Consider the following 13,827-nt stretch of genomic DNA (forward strand, 5'->3'; position numbering starts at 1 on the left):
TAAGCATAGCTTCTTCTAAGCGGCGGACGTTTAGTGCAGCAGTTCCTTCAAATAACCGCTTAACGCCCGGGCTGCCTGCTCATGGGCCGATATTCCCGGATGGCTTCGTGCGCCGGCACTTTCCGGTGTCATGTTAGGCAGCTGGAATACAGAGACCCTTGTGTCCCCTGATTTACGGATATAACTGTCCACCGCACGGCTGATGGCCGGCAGCATCGGAACGCCCAGCATTCCGTAAGCCCAGACCAGATGGGCCTGCGGATTGCAGGATCTCAGCTTCACAAGAAACGCTTCTGCAGCCGCCTCAAAAGCCTGCAGGTCCTCCTCATTGAAGGAGCCGTCTTCGTTCAGCCGCTGCTTACGGGACTTGCCGCTGACCGGATCGTTCCAGTCCGGCGAATAAAAGGCGCCGCCGTCGTTGGTGCCCAGATTAATCACAACTGCATCCGGCTGCCAGGCTGCAAAATCATGGGCCTGCAGCGCTCCGAGCGCTTCATTGCGCTCACCACCCAGCAGGCCGCATACCTGCCCGTAATAGAGGGGGATATTTTTCCCGGGATTGTTATCCCAGCTTGTCAGCACCCCCCAGCCGCTCTGGGAGATGACAGAATAGTCCGCATCCAGCTCCCGGGCTGTCATGGCCGTATAATTCACGGCAGCACTGAACCACATGGGAATCCAGTCTTCCTCGGACCGGGCGCCGATCACGCCCTCGCCTGAGGTGATGCTGTCCCCGATGAACTCGAGCTTCAGCGGCTTATCCGCTACCGGCAGAAACTCCCCGTCACACTTAACTCCGTGTATCTGCAGCAGACAGCCCGGGTCATCACTCATCGCCTGCAGCTCCTTCATAATCTTCACGTTCTTCACAGCCTGCTCATTCATGCCTCTGAAGACACAGATCCAGTGTCTGCCCGCGGTTACCATCTGTCTGCTGACAGGGGAACCGTTAATGACGATGCTGATCCACGGCTCATGCTGGTCATAGTCGGCTTCAGCCTCAATCCACAGCTCCGATCCCCTGATATTGAATTCAAGTGCGCTGCCTGTCCAGAACAGCGTCAGGGGAGCCAGGCTCCCATTTGTTCTGCCGTGAACCTTGAGATGTGCAACCTCTGGCAGGGCTGCGGCTTGCAGCCTCCCGTTCTCTTTCATCCTCTCGTTCCTCCCGGCTTTCTTTCTCCCAAGATCAGCTATCCTTGCTTGATTGGTGCCGCCAGCACAATCTGGCCCCTAGGCGCTTCGCCGCCGTCATCCGGCTCGAGTGTGATAGCAACAGTATCGTACTCCTGCGGCTCAAAGGTATAATACAGCGCCCCGTTACCGCCCTGGGATACGAAGGTGCCCGCATTCTGCGGAACATCGCCTTTGATCAGCCATACCTGGTAAACCTCGGTCCCTGTAAGCTCGGGCAGACCTTCGGCCTGCACAACGAGATGTGTGCCGCTGTTGTCCGCGATGATGGTAGCCAGGCCTTTGACCGCAGACTCCACTGCCGCCGGACTAAGCACAACCGACTCATTCACCTTGATTCCCTGAAGCGGTCCAGAGCTGACGGCCACCTGGCGCTGCAGCTGATCGACATCCTGGCGCAACTGGCTTGTATAGATGAGCAATACTACGACTGCTGCAGCAAGCCCGGCGCTAAGATAACGCAGAAACGGCTTCTTTCGGGGTGCCGGCACGGCCTTGACCGTATATTCAGGCTCCTCCCGAACCGGCTTGGGTGCCTCACCCGCAGGCTTCTGAACCTGCTGAACCGGAGCATCTGCTTCCAAAACCCGGGACAGAACACGTTTCTTCATCCCTGTCGGCGGTTCGGCAGGCTCGGAGGCAAGAGGGAGCAGCTCGATTACCTGACGGTACTCTTTTACCAGTTTCTCACATTCGGGGCATTCCTGTAAATGAATGCCGAACTGCTCCATTTCATCGTCCTGCAGTGCGCCAAGCGCGTACAATTCAGCCCATTCACACAAGTCTTTATTCTCTTCAGTCATGGGCCTGATCCCTCCTTCCCCAGTGGATTAACCGTTTCTGCAGCTGCTTCATGGCCAGCCGTACTCTGCTCTTAACCGTGCCCAGCGGAACAGCCACGTGATAGGCCACCTCCTGCTGCGTAAGGCCCTGATAATAGATAAGGTCCATCACCTGCTGCTGGTCCCTGCTGAGCTCCTGCAATGCTTCTCTAATCTGTTCTCCAGCTAACAGCATTTCAACCATATCCTCCGTCATCGCCCCGGTATCGCGGAGCTGCTGCAATTCCTCCGCATCAGCAGACTGCTGCGGAGGCCGTGTATTTATCTTGCGCAGCTGGTCAATCGCAATATTCCGTGTAACCGTAAACATCCACGTTGACAGCTTGCCCTTAGCGGAGTCATACTGCTCCGGGTTCTTCCAGATCCGCATAAATAATTCCTGCATCACTTCCTCCGCCGCCATTGAATCCTTCACAATCCGGTATGCGAAGCTGTAAACCATCTGCTCGTACCGGTCGTAGAGCTTTTCGAGGGCATCCGGGTCCTTTTGCCTGATTTGCTGCATTAATTGTACGTCGTCAGCGACTTCGTTCAACTGTTACCCCCCATTTCCCCAGCGTAGTTGGATGAATTAATATTTTAAAATTTAATTTATAAAAAGTGATCCAACTTCTGAATACTTACGTTCCACTGAGTATAACCGCTTTTGATTAGCGGCTCAACTTTGGATGAAGGAGTGAACTGAAATGAAAAAGCTGCAAAGTAAGCTGGCCATCCTGATGCTCTGCCTGAGTTTATTTGTACCGGTACCGGCAAGCGCCCATGAAGTGGATACGAATGGTGCCGCACCAAATTTGCAGGCGGCTCTCGGTGAGCTGCTGGGTGAGCATGCCCTGCTGGCCGTCATGGCGATGCAGAAGGGCTACGACGGTGCTGCAGATTTCAATGATGCCGCAGCCGCACTCGGCAAAAACACAGATGACCTCTCAGCCGCCATCGCTTCAGTCTACGGCAGTGCCGCCGGCGATGCATTCAAGCCCATCTGGTCCTCCCATATCGGATATTTTGTTGATTATGTGAAAGCGACCGCTGCAAAAGACGAGGCCGGACGCCAGAAGGCCGTTGCTGAGCTTGACGCTTACCGGATGAAGCAGGCGGAGTTCTTCCACAATGCCAATCCGGCGTATTTTGAAACGGCTGCCCTCGCAGACGGGCTCAAAATGCACATCAACCATCTGCTGGACGCCTTCAACAGCTATGTAAATAAAGACTATACAGCTGCATACAAGGATACACGGACTGCGTACGCTCATATGTTCATGACAGCCAAAGTACTGGCCTCCGGCATTCAGGCCCAGTTCCCTGCCAAATTCCCTGACGCAACCACGTCTTCACCGGGAATTGATCTGCGCGCGGGACTTGGACAGCTGCTGGGTGAGCACGCTACCCTGGCCGCACTTGCCATGCAAAAAGGCATCGACGGCGCTCCGGACTTCACTGCAGCAGCGGCTGCCCTGAACAGCAATACGGATGATCTGTCAGCGGCGATTGCCTCCGTATACGGCACAGCAGCCGGCGATGCCTTTAAGCCAATCTGGTCTTCCCATATCGGATATTTCGTCGATTATGTAAAAGCCACTGCAGCTAAAGACGAAGCCGGACGCCAGAAGGCCGTTGCCGAGCTTGAGGATTACCGTATGAAGCAGGCGGAGTTTTTCCACAGCGCGAATCCGGCCTATTTTGAAACCACAGCAATCGCAGAAGGCCTGAAAATGCATATCGGCCATCTGCTGGACACCTTTAACAGCTATGTGAATAAGGATTATACCAAAGCTTATAGCCTTGAACGCACTGCCTATTCCCATATGTTCATGACAGCAAGCGAGCTGACTGGCGGCATTGTCGCCCAGTCCCCGGACAGGTTCCATGGCAAGACTGACGCCGCTGCTCCTGAAATGACAACCATTTCAATGAAGAAAGGCAGCACTGCCGTAACGGTTAACGGGACTACAAGCCAGATGGACGTTACTCCTGTCATGAAAAACGGCAGTACCTTCATCCCGCTCCGTTACCTCGGTGAGGCCATTGGCGTCGATATTACCTGGGATAACGCCAAAAAAACACTCTGGATCATGGACGGAGACAACACCGCCGTGTTCTGGGTCGGGCAGTCTTATATGGAACTGAATGGAGAGCGCAAGAACATCGGGGCTCCGGTCTTCCTGGACAGCGGCCGCGTGCAGGTGCCTGTCCGTTTCATCGCCGAGCTGCTCGGCTGGGATGTGAAATATACTCCGGCTGACGGAACTGTTACATTGACCAAAGCTATGGCGGCAACAATGGAACATAGCCATTAATGGATTCAAATGGGTAAAAACAAAGGCCATCCCGCGAGGGATGGCCTTTGTGCTGCCTCTACAGTTACTTATTCCATCAGGTAAAAGTTAATAGTTCTCCCCGCGGTAATACCGCTCCAGCTTATGCTCCAGGTGGACGAGCTGCGCTTTCTTTTTCTCGATATCATCCAGCAGCACCTGCTTCTGCTCCTCAATCATTCTGGTTCTCTCCGGCAGGGTAGACGTTCCGGCCTTCACCATATCATAGTATTTTTTAATTTCTTCAATACTCATCCCTGTTTCCCGCAGACATTTCAGGAACTCCAGCCAGCCAATGTCCTCTTCACTGTACAGACGGTTATTCTGCTCATTGCGGACCGCCGGCTCCAGAAGCCCCTTACGTTCATAAAAGCGGATTGCCCCGATGTTCAGCCCTACCTTTTTAGCAATCTGTCCTATCGTTAACATTCTTTCTGCCTCCCGAAAATTCACTGTTGACCTACACTTAGTGTAGCATATTAAGCTTCAGATTATAGATAGATATCATTTAAGAGAAAGAAGGATAACAATGATGAAAATAGCGTTTGTAACAGGTGCCAACAAAGGGATCGGACTGGAAACAGCCAGACAGCTGGGCGCAGCCGGGTGGAAGGTAGTACTCGGATCACGCAGCGCAGAACGGGGGGAGGCCGCAGTTGCCGAATTAACCGGCCAGGGGCTGGATGTGGAGCTGGTGCAGCTGGATATGACGAATCCGGACAGTATCGCGCAAGCCGCCGCCACGATTCAAGCCCTCTATGCTGATCTTACCCTGCTGATCAACAATGCCGGTATGCCGGGCGCTTTCTCCAGCTCCTTTAGTACTACCCGTGAGGAGGATCTGCGGCAGGCTTTTGAGGTGAACTTCTTCGGTACGTTCCGGTTAAACCAGCTGCTGCTCCCGCTAATTAAAAAGAATGAAGGATCGATCATTAACGTATCGACCGACATGGCTTCCTTGCAGTTCATGCAGCATACGGAATATCCGCTGAACTGCTTCGACTATAATGCCTCCAAAACAGCCGGCAACGCGATGACCACGGCCATGGCTATTGAGCTAAGAGACAGCCGCGCTCAGGTCTTTGCTGTTACTCCAGGATTTACGAAAACAGACCTGAACCACAACGCGGAGGGCGGCCAGTCGAAGGAAGCGGGAGCAGCCATTATTGTCGGCTACGCCACGGACGGCAAGCGGCATAACGGGGAGTTTCTGGATGTGAACGGGATCTACGCCTGGTAAAATCATATAAATTGCTGAAGGCCTCTGTTAAAATAATTAGAATCGCTTTTGTTAATTTCTGTGAATCTAATCTTATCTAAGGAGCTCTCAATTTATGTCTATTAAAGCGGTGCTATTTGATTTTGACGGAACGCTGGCTGACACACTGCCCTTGTCATTCACGGCTTTCCGCACGGTGTTTAAACAATACGAGGACAGGGATGTAACGAACGAAGAGCTGGTGGCCATGTTCGGACCGACCGAAGAGGAGATTATTGAAGCTAACTTTACGAATAAAGCCGCTGCTCCGCAGGCCGTTCAGGATTATTTCTCGATCTATGAAGCAGGCCATAATGAGGAGTCGGTCGGAAACACCGAGATTACCGGACTGCTGCAGCTGCTGAAAGGCCGCGGCATCAGGATGGCTGTGATCACCGGCAAAGGACAGCGGGCATACCGGATCTCCTCCAAGGCACTGCAGATGGAGGATTTCTGCGAATTTGCCATTACGGGGGATGATGTGGCGCAGCCGAAGCCTCACCCGGAAGGCATCTGCCGCGCCCTGGAGCTTCTCGGAGTCAGCCCCGCCGAGGCTGTGTTTGTCGGTGACAGCAATGCCGATATTCTGGCAGGCAAAGCTGCCGGACTGCGTACCTATGCGGTGCGCTGGCTGTCGGCTTTTCAGAGTCAGACCTATGATGTGGAGCCGGACGGCGTATTCAGCAGTGTGGCTGAATTGGTGGAGCTGCTGGAGCAGGATCGCCTGTAAGGTTGACATGTTGAGATCCCAGGCAAGCTGCCCGCGGTCTGTTTATACTGAGAAAAAAGCAAAATCCGGCCGCTTTATGTAGAACCATAAGGGGCTGCTAATCTCGGCTTTGCTCGTAATACCACTTTGTTTAGCGAACCGGCACCACCTTTGTCACCCGTGCAGGGAGTCGCTCCTGGGGAGCGAATAGGTATATCACCAAATACCGAAGCGGAGGAATGGAAAATGGAAATGTTTAAAACAAAGGAAGCTGCAGAGCAATTGTCCGTCAGCCAGACCACGATCAAACGCTGGGCCGCGATGTTCCCTGCCAGCTTTCCCAAGGACCGGTTCGGTCATTATATTTTTACCACCCGGGAAGTCAGCCTGCTTAAATCTATTAAAGAACGGCTTGAGCAGGGCGAGTCGCTGGACAGCATCACGCTGGCCGAGGACAAGCCGCAGGCAGAGCCGCTGCCCCATATCCGGTCACTGCCTGCAACGGAGCCCCCTATGCAGGAGGTCTGGTCCCGCCTCGTCCGCATTGAGCGTTCGCTCGACCAGAAGGCCGACGAGGTGGTCTCTGTGCAGCTGCTTCAGCAGCGCCAGGAGCTGGAGGATCTGCGCCGGATGATCCAGCAGCTTGCTGTATCCATTGAGAGCATCCAGCAGCCGCGGCTTCAGGCAGCCGCTGCGTATGAGGAGATGCATCCCCTTGCCGCTATGAAGCTCACAACCCCGCCCAAGAAGCGCGGGCTGCTGCGCACTTTTTTCTCGCTGTAGGCTGTAAGTACAGGTCTGGGTCCGGTACGGCATTGCCGGGCTCAGGCTGGTATTTTCAAGCGTTCAACCTTGCGCCCCCGTGGCTTATCTGCCCTATCTTAGACCCCGCGCCGCAGCCGCTCCTGCCAATCCAGCCATCGGCGTTCTTCCCAGCCCGGCCAGATTTCTTTTATCTCGTTTAACAACCACTCACCCGCTATCGTGATCGAATTTTCATGAGAAGCGTAGATGACCCAGTCCATGTCGGCAGCAAACCAGTAGCCCTCGCCGTTAATTGTGTAGACCGGGTTAAATCCTTCTATATCAAGCTGATACTCGGGTGAATGGTCGAACTCCCGCAGCTCGAAAACCCGCTCTATCCCGTGAGTATGTAATATTGCTCTTAGTGCCTCGAAGCCTACCTCTTCTTCAAAGTAATCTTCCATAAAGGCTTCGGTATCCTTCGGCTTGGCATCAGTAAGTGGGTACCAGAAATCACTGATGCCCCACTTTTCCCTCAGGTCCTCCCACAGCAAGGTCCGCTCTACCTTTGACAAGGTACGCCGGTAAGGCAGTGGCTGCACACGGCTAATCCCTTCTGCAGCCCTTTTTTTCAGATAATCAGTCATTAATTGTCGCTCAGCCCCGGCTGTCTGCCGAAAGATTCCCTCTTTATTCTCGGTAAACCGGCTCTGGGCGTTCCAGACAGCCGCTAGAATCTTCTTATGCGCTTCTTCCTCAGTGGCAAATTCTGTCCCGTCAGACCGTTCGAGCTCAGCAAGGATCGCATCCAGAACTAAATAGCGGGGGAACAACTCCTCTGCTTCAACAGTGTAGCCCCCGTCTTCCATCCTGTCCCTGCCGGAATTCATCAGCCGTGTATATTTTCTTCCCCAAAACCCGGCCATGACCATGCAGTAACGCCTTGCAAGTGTATGAAGCTGCTCTGCCTGATTCATAGTGCACATCCTTTTTATAGAAATTTTATTCCATTCCATACGAAAATCCTGCATGCCACTCAATCCCACCATGCGTGGAGCCGGGGTTTAGCGGTCAGTTCATCGGCTGAAGCACAAAAGCTGAGAAACTCCTGCTTAAATCTGCGGGAAACGAATCTTTTCGGAACAAATAGTGTATCTATCGACACCCTGTAATCTTTTCGGAAAGGACTGACAGCATATCCCTTTGCCCGTATGATAGGGTATTTGTTCATGAATAAAAACATTTCTTCGACGCTGGGAGATTCGTTTTGGGTATCAAGCGGATCTATGTATTTATTTTCAATAAGCTCTTTGAGGATATGAACATCAATGTAATCGAAATCTCTAACACTATGCGAGTTCTTCAGAGCAGCCCATTCTCCCCTGATACCTAACAGATCGTCCCTCCGCTCAACATCTCTATTAAATATAAATTCGTTCATTAAGGTGCCTCCTTCTTTTTCTCAAACAAACAGTTACACGGGATAAGTGCTGTATTTTATAATGGTACAAAAAGCGAGTCAGAAAGGAGCCCTATGCTCATCATTGAAATGATCCCCTGGATTGCCGCATTCGCCTTTCTGCTATCCGTGATCTGGATTGTGCTCATAAGCTGGAGGAACGGGATTTCGCCGATGCCTGCATCGGGTCCTGTCCGGTTGGCGGCGGCAGCAGAGGTGCAGCGGATTCGAGGCTACGGCAATATTGTTGAAGCCGGGTCGGGCTGGGGAACACTGGGGCTGGAGGTTATCCGCCGTTGTCCAGGGAAGCGGCTGACGGGAATCGAAAATTCAGGCATTCCCTTAGTGTTCTCCAGGCTGTTCACCTTACTCTATGCCCGCTTGCTGCCGGAAAAAGGTGCCGGGGAGGGATTGCGCAAACGGGTTATTTTTAAGCGCGGGGATATCTATAGCTACTCTTACGGGGATGCCGACATTGTGCTCTGTTATCTGTTTCCGGGAGCAATGGAGCGTCTGGCGGGGAAGTTCAGGCAGGAGCTGCCACAGGGTGCGACGGTAATCAGTATTTGTTTTGCATTGCCGGACAGGCAGCCTGTGCGCGTCATTACCTGTAAGGACCGTCTGCGGACTAAGGTATATGTGTACCGGTATTAGGGAAGGGGCAAGGTCTCCTATCTCAGTACGTTCAACAGGTAAAGTCCAGATTGGTGCCCATGCTGCCCACCGAGATTAACCGCTCGAAGTTCTTAACCAGTACCATATGGTATTCCTTGTCGAACTCAAACCCTCCCGAGAGGGTTATATCTGGCAAGCCTAGACTGTATTGGCGTTTAGAAAGAGTATACAAGATGGTGATATCGCCTTTCTTGTTCGCACGGTTAACCGAGATTGTAAACTCCTCCGGCGACATTGCATTTAAGTCTGCATGTTCTAACCTATCCAAGTGCTCCAGCTCGTGAATAAAACGCTTAAGCTGATCAATCTCAAACCAGACACTATGACTCCAACCAGTAAACTTGTTATCTGTAACCTCAATACTGCAAGCCATGCTGGGTAACCGTTCATGTATGTACTGCTCGAGATAAAAGGTGATGCTGGACGCTCTATCGGACGAGTATATCCTGAAGTCATAATCGGTATGCGGGGTAAACATGGCTCCTCCCAGGCGGACAAAATGAAACACACTTCTAAAATGTTCCAACTACTCTATGCCCATTGTAATCGCAAAATCTCCTCCCAGCCAATACATCCGAACGGACTCAGCGGACCTTATTCTCGCCATTTCAGTCCAGCTGCAGGTTTAACGGACTCCAGTGACGTTAAATGCACCAAATTCACCCGCACCAGCGCATTTTCGACTAAATAGCGTCATCTGTGTCCGTTAGAATGTCCAAACGCCGGTAAATCGGCAAATAACGCCTCCTGGGTCCGTTAGAGCATCCCGGGTGCTGCAGTTACTATACTGCTCTGTTAGAGCCTCCGTGTGCTACAGTCGCTATAAATGCTCCGTTAGAGCGTCCCGTGTACTGCAGTTGCTACATATGCCCCTTTTGGACAATTGCTTCGATTGCTACAACTGCTCCATCCCGCCTCCAGCACAAAAAAGCAGAGCAGCGCCCCCCAATAACGGGAGACCACTGCCCTGCTCTTTTGTAAACCTACGCCTGCCCGCCCCAGCGGACCGCATACTCCTGCCTGTAGCCTATAGCTCGTATACTCTATTACTTGTTCGCCAGGAACGCATCAATCTGTGCCTGCAGCTCGGTCTGGATCTTATCAAGACCTGCGGACTTCAGCTGCTTGTTCAGTTCAGCCAGGCCTTTGTCGATGTCTTCGATTACGCCGTATTCCAGCGGAATGGCGTAGCGCAGCATCACGTTGCCGACGTTGGCGATTTCTGTCTTCACTTTGCTGTTGTCGAACACGAAGGTTTCGAGATCATAGTGGTACACACTAGCTTCCCAGCTATTAACCAGATCGGAAGCTTCCTGCGGGAACGCTTCATTGTCGCGGTTCAGCGGCGAGTTGAAGTTCCAGTTGGAGAAGCCGGTGTAGTTCGGGTTCTTCTCAAGCGCTTTGTATTTGTCGTCACCAACCGGCTCATAGTGCACGCCGTTGATACCGTACATGATTAGGTCGTGAAGCTGTTTATCGTTTTGCATCAGGTCGATCATCATCAGGGAGCGCTCCACATTTTTGGAGGTCGCATGGATGGATGTACCGTTCTGCGTGGAGATGGCGATCGATTTTTTCTTACCCTGGTTGATGTCAGCCAGCGCTACTTCGTAAGGTGAATTCTCCTGGCGCATCAGGGCCATCAGGGCACCCAGTGTACCGTTGTTGTGCGTAATGGATGCGGTTTTGCCTGCTTTGAAGTCAGCCTGATGATCGTTTTTGCTGTTCAGCACGTTCTTGGACCAGGCGTTGTTGTCGGCAAGATCCTTGTAGTACACCAGCAGATCCTTGAATTCCTGAGTTTCATAGACGTTGAATACTTTACCTGTCGGATCATCCAGCTTGAATGCGAACGGCAGGTCGAGGTCGAACATATTCCATTCATTCTGCTGCTTCAGCAGGACACGGTCCAGGTTATGATATTTCCAGTCTCCGGTTTCCGGAGTGAACGGGGCAACGCCCTTTTCTTTCTCAGCAATGGTTTTCAGGTAAGTCGCATAGGACTCAGGGCTGTTGATCTCCGGCAGATTGTACTTTTTGCGCAGATCTTCGCGGTAGAGAATCAGCTTTTCAACAGACTCCCCTCTGTTCTGCGGAACCATGTACAGCTTGCCGTTCACTTTGGCCTGATCCCAGCTTACTTGCGGCATAGCCTTCATGGTTTCCGGCATGTACTTGTTCAGCAGCTCATCGGTCAGCTCCAGGAAGCCGCCTTTCAGCGCCTGGTCATTGTAGCCGGCCCAGTTCGCCGAGTAGATCAGGTCAAAATCCTCATTCGCCGCCAGCTTCAGCGGATATTTCTGCGCCCAGTCGGACCAGTCGAGGAACTCGCCTTCGATGGTGGCATTGATCTTTTCCTTCAGTACCTTATTGATTTCGGCGAACACGCTGTCATAATCGACCGGCTTAGGTCCGACAAAAATCATTTTCAGCTTCACTTCTTTGGATGTATCAATGGTACCGGAAGCCGCAGGATCTGTTGCAGTTCCTGTATCGGTGCTGTTACCGCCTGCCTCTGAAGCGCTATTAGTAGGCTCTGCCGGCGCATTGGCATTATTATTGCCGCCGCACGCACTTAGAATCATAACGAAGGTTAATACGAGCGCCAGCAGCATCATTCTATTTCTTTTCAGCATCTCAAGCCTTCCCCCTTGTAGTTAAAATATGAAATCTATTGATAAACCGGATGACTCCGGGTTCACCCTTTAACAGCACCAATCGTTAAGCCCTGGACAAAATAACGCTGCACGAACGGATAAGCCAGCAAAATCGGGCCTGTGGCAACAACCGTCATCGCCATTTTGAGGCTCTCGGTCGGAATGGACGTGGTTACAACAGCACCCGCACCCATCATCGCCTTGCGCATACCGTCCATGTTGCCCAGCATTTTGTACAAATAATACTGCAGCGGCATCAGGTTCTCATTGGAGATGAAGAGCAGCGCGTTGTACCAGTCATTCCAGTAAGCCAGAGCCAGAAACAATCCGATTGTAGCCAGGGCCGGCTTGGACAGCGGCAGAATCAGGCGGACATAAATCCGGAAGTCGCCGGCGCCGTCAATTTTGGCCGATTCGACAATGGCTTCGGGAATGCTGCTCATAAAAGACTTCATGACGATAATATAGAACACATTCAGCATCATCGGCACAATCAGGGCCATCGGCGTATCCTTCATATCGAGATAGTTGACGATCAGCAGATACCACGGAACGAGCCCGCCGCTGAACAGGGTAGTAAAGAAGAAGAAGAACGAAAACTTGTTGCGCCACTTGAAGTCCTTGCGGGACAGCGCGTATGCAGTCATCGAAGTCAGGAACAATCCCAGCAGCGTGCCTGTCGCCGTAACCCCGATAGTCACCAGATAAGCATTAATCATTTCTTGCGGGTATTTGAAAAGAATACTGTAAGCCTCGGTCGAGAAGGCCGTTGGTATAAACTGATAGCCGTCCGTTACGATTTTGGTCTCTTCCGTCAGGGATGAGGAGACAACCAGAATGAACGGGAAGATACATAGCACGGCGAGAAGGATCAGTGAAACATAGCCTATGGCTGAGAAAATTTTACGGTCAAGCTGCTTCATATCGTTACCTCCATTTCCTGTCTGTCCCTAGAAAAGGGCCCGGTCTTTGTCGTATTTGCGGACAGCGTAGTTCACCGTCATAATGGTTGCGAAGCCAAGCACCGACTGGAACACCCCTGCCGCAGCCGACATTCCGATGTCATTGGAAGTAATCAGTGACCGGAAGACAAAGGTATCAATAACATCCGTCGCGGAGAACAGCAGCCCGTTGTTGCCGATCATATTGTAGAACATCCCGAAATCCCCGCGGAAAATGTTCCCGACCGCCAGCAGCACCAGAATGATTACCGTCGGCATCAGATTCGGGATCGTTACTTTCATAATCCGCTGGAAAATATTCGCGCCGTCAATCTCGGCAGCTTCATACATTTCCGTATCAATGCCTGTTATCGCTGCCAGATACATTACCGTTCCGTACCCGAGGCTCTTCCAGGCGGCTACAAGCACCAGAATGTAAGGCCAATAGGCCGGCGTATTATAAATATCGACAGGCTCCAGACCAAGCCCTCTGAGCAGTGCATTCACCGTACCGATATCATAGTTGAGCAGGTTGTAGGCAATCGCCCCGACCACGACCCAGGAGATAAAATACGGCAGGAACAGCGCGGATTGCGTCAGCTTCCGGAACCACTTTCCCCCGACCTCGAACAGCATAATGGCGGCGAATATCTGCAGAATGTTATTTACTGCAATAAAAGCGATGTTGTACAGCGCCGTATTCCGCGTAACCCGCCAGGCATCGCCTGATTCAAAGAAAAAGCGGAAGTTGTCCAGCCCGTTCCACGCACTGCCGAAGATCCCTCCGGCGTAATCGTATTTCTTAAAGGCGATGACGATCCCCGCCATCGGGATGTAAGCAAACAGGAGGAAGAAGGCAACCGCCGGTAACAGCATCAGCAGGATAACCCTATAATTTTTTAAATCACTCCAGAATGTATGCCCTTTCATTTCTGCACCCCTCTCTTCTCTATATCTCACATTATAAGCAGGGCGGCCCCCCTGCATAATTCAGCGAAACAACTAAACTTAATACTAATTCAACGATTTAGTA

The 13,827-nt window shown here is 52.1% G+C and carries 15 protein-coding genes; 5 read left to right on the top strand and 10 right to left on the bottom strand.

Annotated elements, in window-relative coordinates; translation table 11 throughout:
- Window positions 1-30: 30 nt before the first annotated feature.
- From M2108_RS05775 to M2108_RS05785, 3 genes are read right to left on the bottom strand one after another with little or no spacing between them, the layout of a single operon-like run.
- The gene (locus tag M2108_RS05775) at window positions 31-1,155 is read right to left on the bottom strand and encodes a GDSL-type esterase/lipase family protein (protein ID WP_277467963.1); all 1,125 of its coding nucleotides are present in this window, start codon (window positions 1,153-1,155) and stop codon (window positions 31-33) included.
- 38 nt (window positions 1,156-1,193) lie between these two features.
- Window positions 1,194-1,997, bottom strand: a complete 804-nt coding sequence (locus M2108_RS05780; RefSeq protein ID WP_277467962.1) for an anti-sigma factor — start codon at window positions 1,995-1,997, stop codon at window positions 1,194-1,196.
- Window positions 1,990-2,571 (bottom strand): RNA polymerase sigma factor, encoded by a 582-nt coding sequence (locus M2108_RS05785; protein ID WP_277467961.1) that lies wholly within the window; start codon window positions 2,569-2,571, stop codon window positions 1,990-1,992. The genes M2108_RS05780 and M2108_RS05785 overlap by 8 nt, the downstream gene beginning before the upstream one ends.
- A 151-nt stretch (window positions 2,572-2,722) precedes the next feature.
- On the opposite strand from M2108_RS05785, the gene M2108_RS05790 reads away from it, so the two are divergent.
- On the top strand, window positions 2,723-4,333 hold the full coding sequence (locus M2108_RS05790) for a copper amine oxidase N-terminal domain-containing protein (protein WP_277467960.1): 1,611 nt from the start codon (window positions 2,723-2,725) through the stop codon (window positions 4,331-4,333).
- Window positions 4,334-4,420: 87 nt separating this feature from the next.
- On the opposite strand, the gene M2108_RS05795 is transcribed toward M2108_RS05790, so the two are convergent.
- Window positions 4,421-4,780 (bottom strand): MerR family transcriptional regulator, encoded by a 360-nt coding sequence (locus M2108_RS05795; protein WP_277467959.1) that lies wholly within the window; start codon window positions 4,778-4,780, stop codon window positions 4,421-4,423.
- 100 nt (window positions 4,781-4,880) lie between these two features.
- Here M2108_RS05795 and M2108_RS05800 point away from each other — a divergent pair, with 100 nt between their 5' ends.
- From M2108_RS05800 to M2108_RS05810, 3 genes are all read left to right on the top strand, one after another.
- A complete protein-coding gene (locus M2108_RS05800) occupies window positions 4,881-5,591 on the top strand; it encodes an SDR family NAD(P)-dependent oxidoreductase (protein WP_280776917.1) in 711 nt (236 codons plus the stop codon).
- Window positions 5,592-5,685: 94 nt separating this feature from the next.
- Window positions 5,686-6,339 carry an HAD family hydrolase gene (locus M2108_RS05805; protein WP_277467957.1) on the top strand — a complete coding sequence of 218 codons (654 nt, stop codon included), beginning with the start codon at window positions 5,686-5,688 and terminating at the stop codon, window positions 6,337-6,339.
- 225 nt (window positions 6,340-6,564) lie between these two features.
- Window positions 6,565-7,101, top strand: coding sequence for a MerR family transcriptional regulator (locus M2108_RS05810; RefSeq protein ID WP_277467956.1), 537 nt, complete (start codon window positions 6,565-6,567; stop codon window positions 7,099-7,101).
- Window positions 7,102-7,199: 98 nt separating this feature from the next.
- On the opposite strand, the gene M2108_RS05815 is transcribed toward M2108_RS05810, so the two are convergent.
- Window positions 7,200-8,039, bottom strand: a complete 840-nt coding sequence (locus tag M2108_RS05815; protein WP_277467955.1) for a hypothetical protein — start codon at window positions 8,037-8,039, stop codon at window positions 7,200-7,202.
- A gap of 59 nt (window positions 8,040-8,098) precedes the next feature.
- Window positions 8,099-8,503 (bottom strand): hypothetical protein, encoded by a 405-nt coding sequence (locus M2108_RS05820; protein WP_277467954.1) that lies wholly within the window; start codon window positions 8,501-8,503, stop codon window positions 8,099-8,101.
- A 93-nt stretch (window positions 8,504-8,596) separates the two neighbouring features.
- On the opposite strand from M2108_RS05820, the gene M2108_RS05825 reads away from it, so the two are divergent.
- Entirely contained in the window at window positions 8,597-9,175 is a 579-nt protein-coding gene (locus M2108_RS05825; RefSeq protein ID WP_277467953.1) for a class I SAM-dependent methyltransferase, read from the top strand.
- A 31-nt stretch (window positions 9,176-9,206) separates the two neighbouring features.
- On the opposite strand, the gene M2108_RS05830 is transcribed toward M2108_RS05825, so the two are convergent.
- The 4 genes from M2108_RS05830 to M2108_RS05845 form a co-directional block, all read right to left on the bottom strand.
- Window positions 9,207-9,674: a hypothetical protein gene (locus M2108_RS05830; protein WP_277506109.1), complete on the bottom strand. Its 468-nt coding sequence runs from the start codon at window positions 9,672-9,674 to the stop codon at window positions 9,207-9,209.
- Between the two features lie 568 nt (window positions 9,675-10,242).
- Window positions 10,243-11,832, bottom strand: coding sequence for an ABC transporter substrate-binding protein (locus tag M2108_RS05835; RefSeq protein WP_277467951.1), 1,590 nt, complete (start codon window positions 11,830-11,832; stop codon window positions 10,243-10,245).
- Between the two features lie 62 nt (window positions 11,833-11,894).
- The gene (locus M2108_RS05840) at window positions 11,895-12,776 is read right to left on the bottom strand and encodes a carbohydrate ABC transporter permease (protein WP_277467950.1); all 882 of its coding nucleotides are present in this window, start codon (window positions 12,774-12,776) and stop codon (window positions 11,895-11,897) included.
- Between the two features lie 27 nt (window positions 12,777-12,803).
- Window positions 12,804-13,724: an ABC transporter permease gene (locus M2108_RS05845; RefSeq protein ID WP_277467949.1), complete on the bottom strand. Its 921-nt coding sequence runs from the start codon at window positions 13,722-13,724 to the stop codon at window positions 12,804-12,806.
- Between the last annotated feature and the right edge of the window lie 103 nt (window positions 13,725-13,827).

Origin of the sequence: Paenibacillus sp. PastM-3, from assembly GCF_029893965.1 — a bacterium.
Lineage (GTDB): Bacteria > Bacillota > Bacilli > Paenibacillales > Paenibacillaceae > Paenibacillus_AQ.

What these genes read in the sequence shown, in the direction of transcription:
- M2108_RS05775 (WP_277467963.1), bottom strand. Translation starts at nt 1,155, where the DNA reads ATGAAAGAGAACGGGAGGCTGCAAGCCGCAGCCCTGCCAGAGGTTGCA.
- M2108_RS05780 (WP_277467962.1), bottom strand. Translation starts at nt 1,997, where the DNA reads ATGACTGAAGAGAATAAAGACTTGTGTGAATGGGCTGAATTGTACGCG.
- M2108_RS05790 (WP_277467960.1), top strand. Translation starts at nt 2,723, where the DNA reads ATGAAAAAGCTGCAAAGTAAGCTGGCCATCCTGATGCTCTGCCTGAGT.
- M2108_RS05795 (WP_277467959.1), bottom strand. Translation starts at nt 4,780, where the DNA reads ATGTTAACGATAGGACAGATTGCTAAAAAGGTAGGGCTGAACATCGGG.
- M2108_RS05800 (WP_280776917.1), top strand. Translation starts at nt 4,881, where the DNA reads ATGATGAAAATAGCGTTTGTAACAGGTGCCAACAAAGGGATCGGACTG.
- M2108_RS05805 (WP_277467957.1), top strand. Translation starts at nt 5,686, where the DNA reads ATGTCTATTAAAGCGGTGCTATTTGATTTTGACGGAACGCTGGCTGAC.
- M2108_RS05810 (WP_277467956.1), top strand. Translation starts at nt 6,565, where the DNA reads ATGGAAATGTTTAAAACAAAGGAAGCTGCAGAGCAATTGTCCGTCAGC.
- M2108_RS05815 (WP_277467955.1), bottom strand. Translation starts at nt 8,039, where the DNA reads ATGAATCAGGCAGAGCAGCTTCATACACTTGCAAGGCGTTACTGCATG.
- M2108_RS05820 (WP_277467954.1), bottom strand. Translation starts at nt 8,503, where the DNA reads ATGAACGAATTTATATTTAATAGAGATGTTGAGCGGAGGGACGATCTG.
- M2108_RS05825 (WP_277467953.1), top strand. Translation starts at nt 8,597, where the DNA reads ATGCTCATCATTGAAATGATCCCCTGGATTGCCGCATTCGCCTTTCTG.
- M2108_RS05830 (WP_277506109.1), bottom strand. Translation starts at nt 9,674, where the DNA reads ATGTTTACCCCGCATACCGATTATGACTTCAGGATATACTCGTCCGAT.
- M2108_RS05835 (WP_277467951.1), bottom strand. Translation starts at nt 11,832, where the DNA reads ATGCTGAAAAGAAATAGAATGATGCTGCTGGCGCTCGTATTAACCTTC.
- M2108_RS05840 (WP_277467950.1), bottom strand. Translation starts at nt 12,776, where the DNA reads ATGAAGCAGCTTGACCGTAAAATTTTCTCAGCCATAGGCTATGTTTCA.
- M2108_RS05845 (WP_277467949.1), bottom strand. Translation starts at nt 13,724, where the DNA reads ATGAAAGGGCATACATTCTGGAGTGATTTAAAAAATTATAGGGTTATC.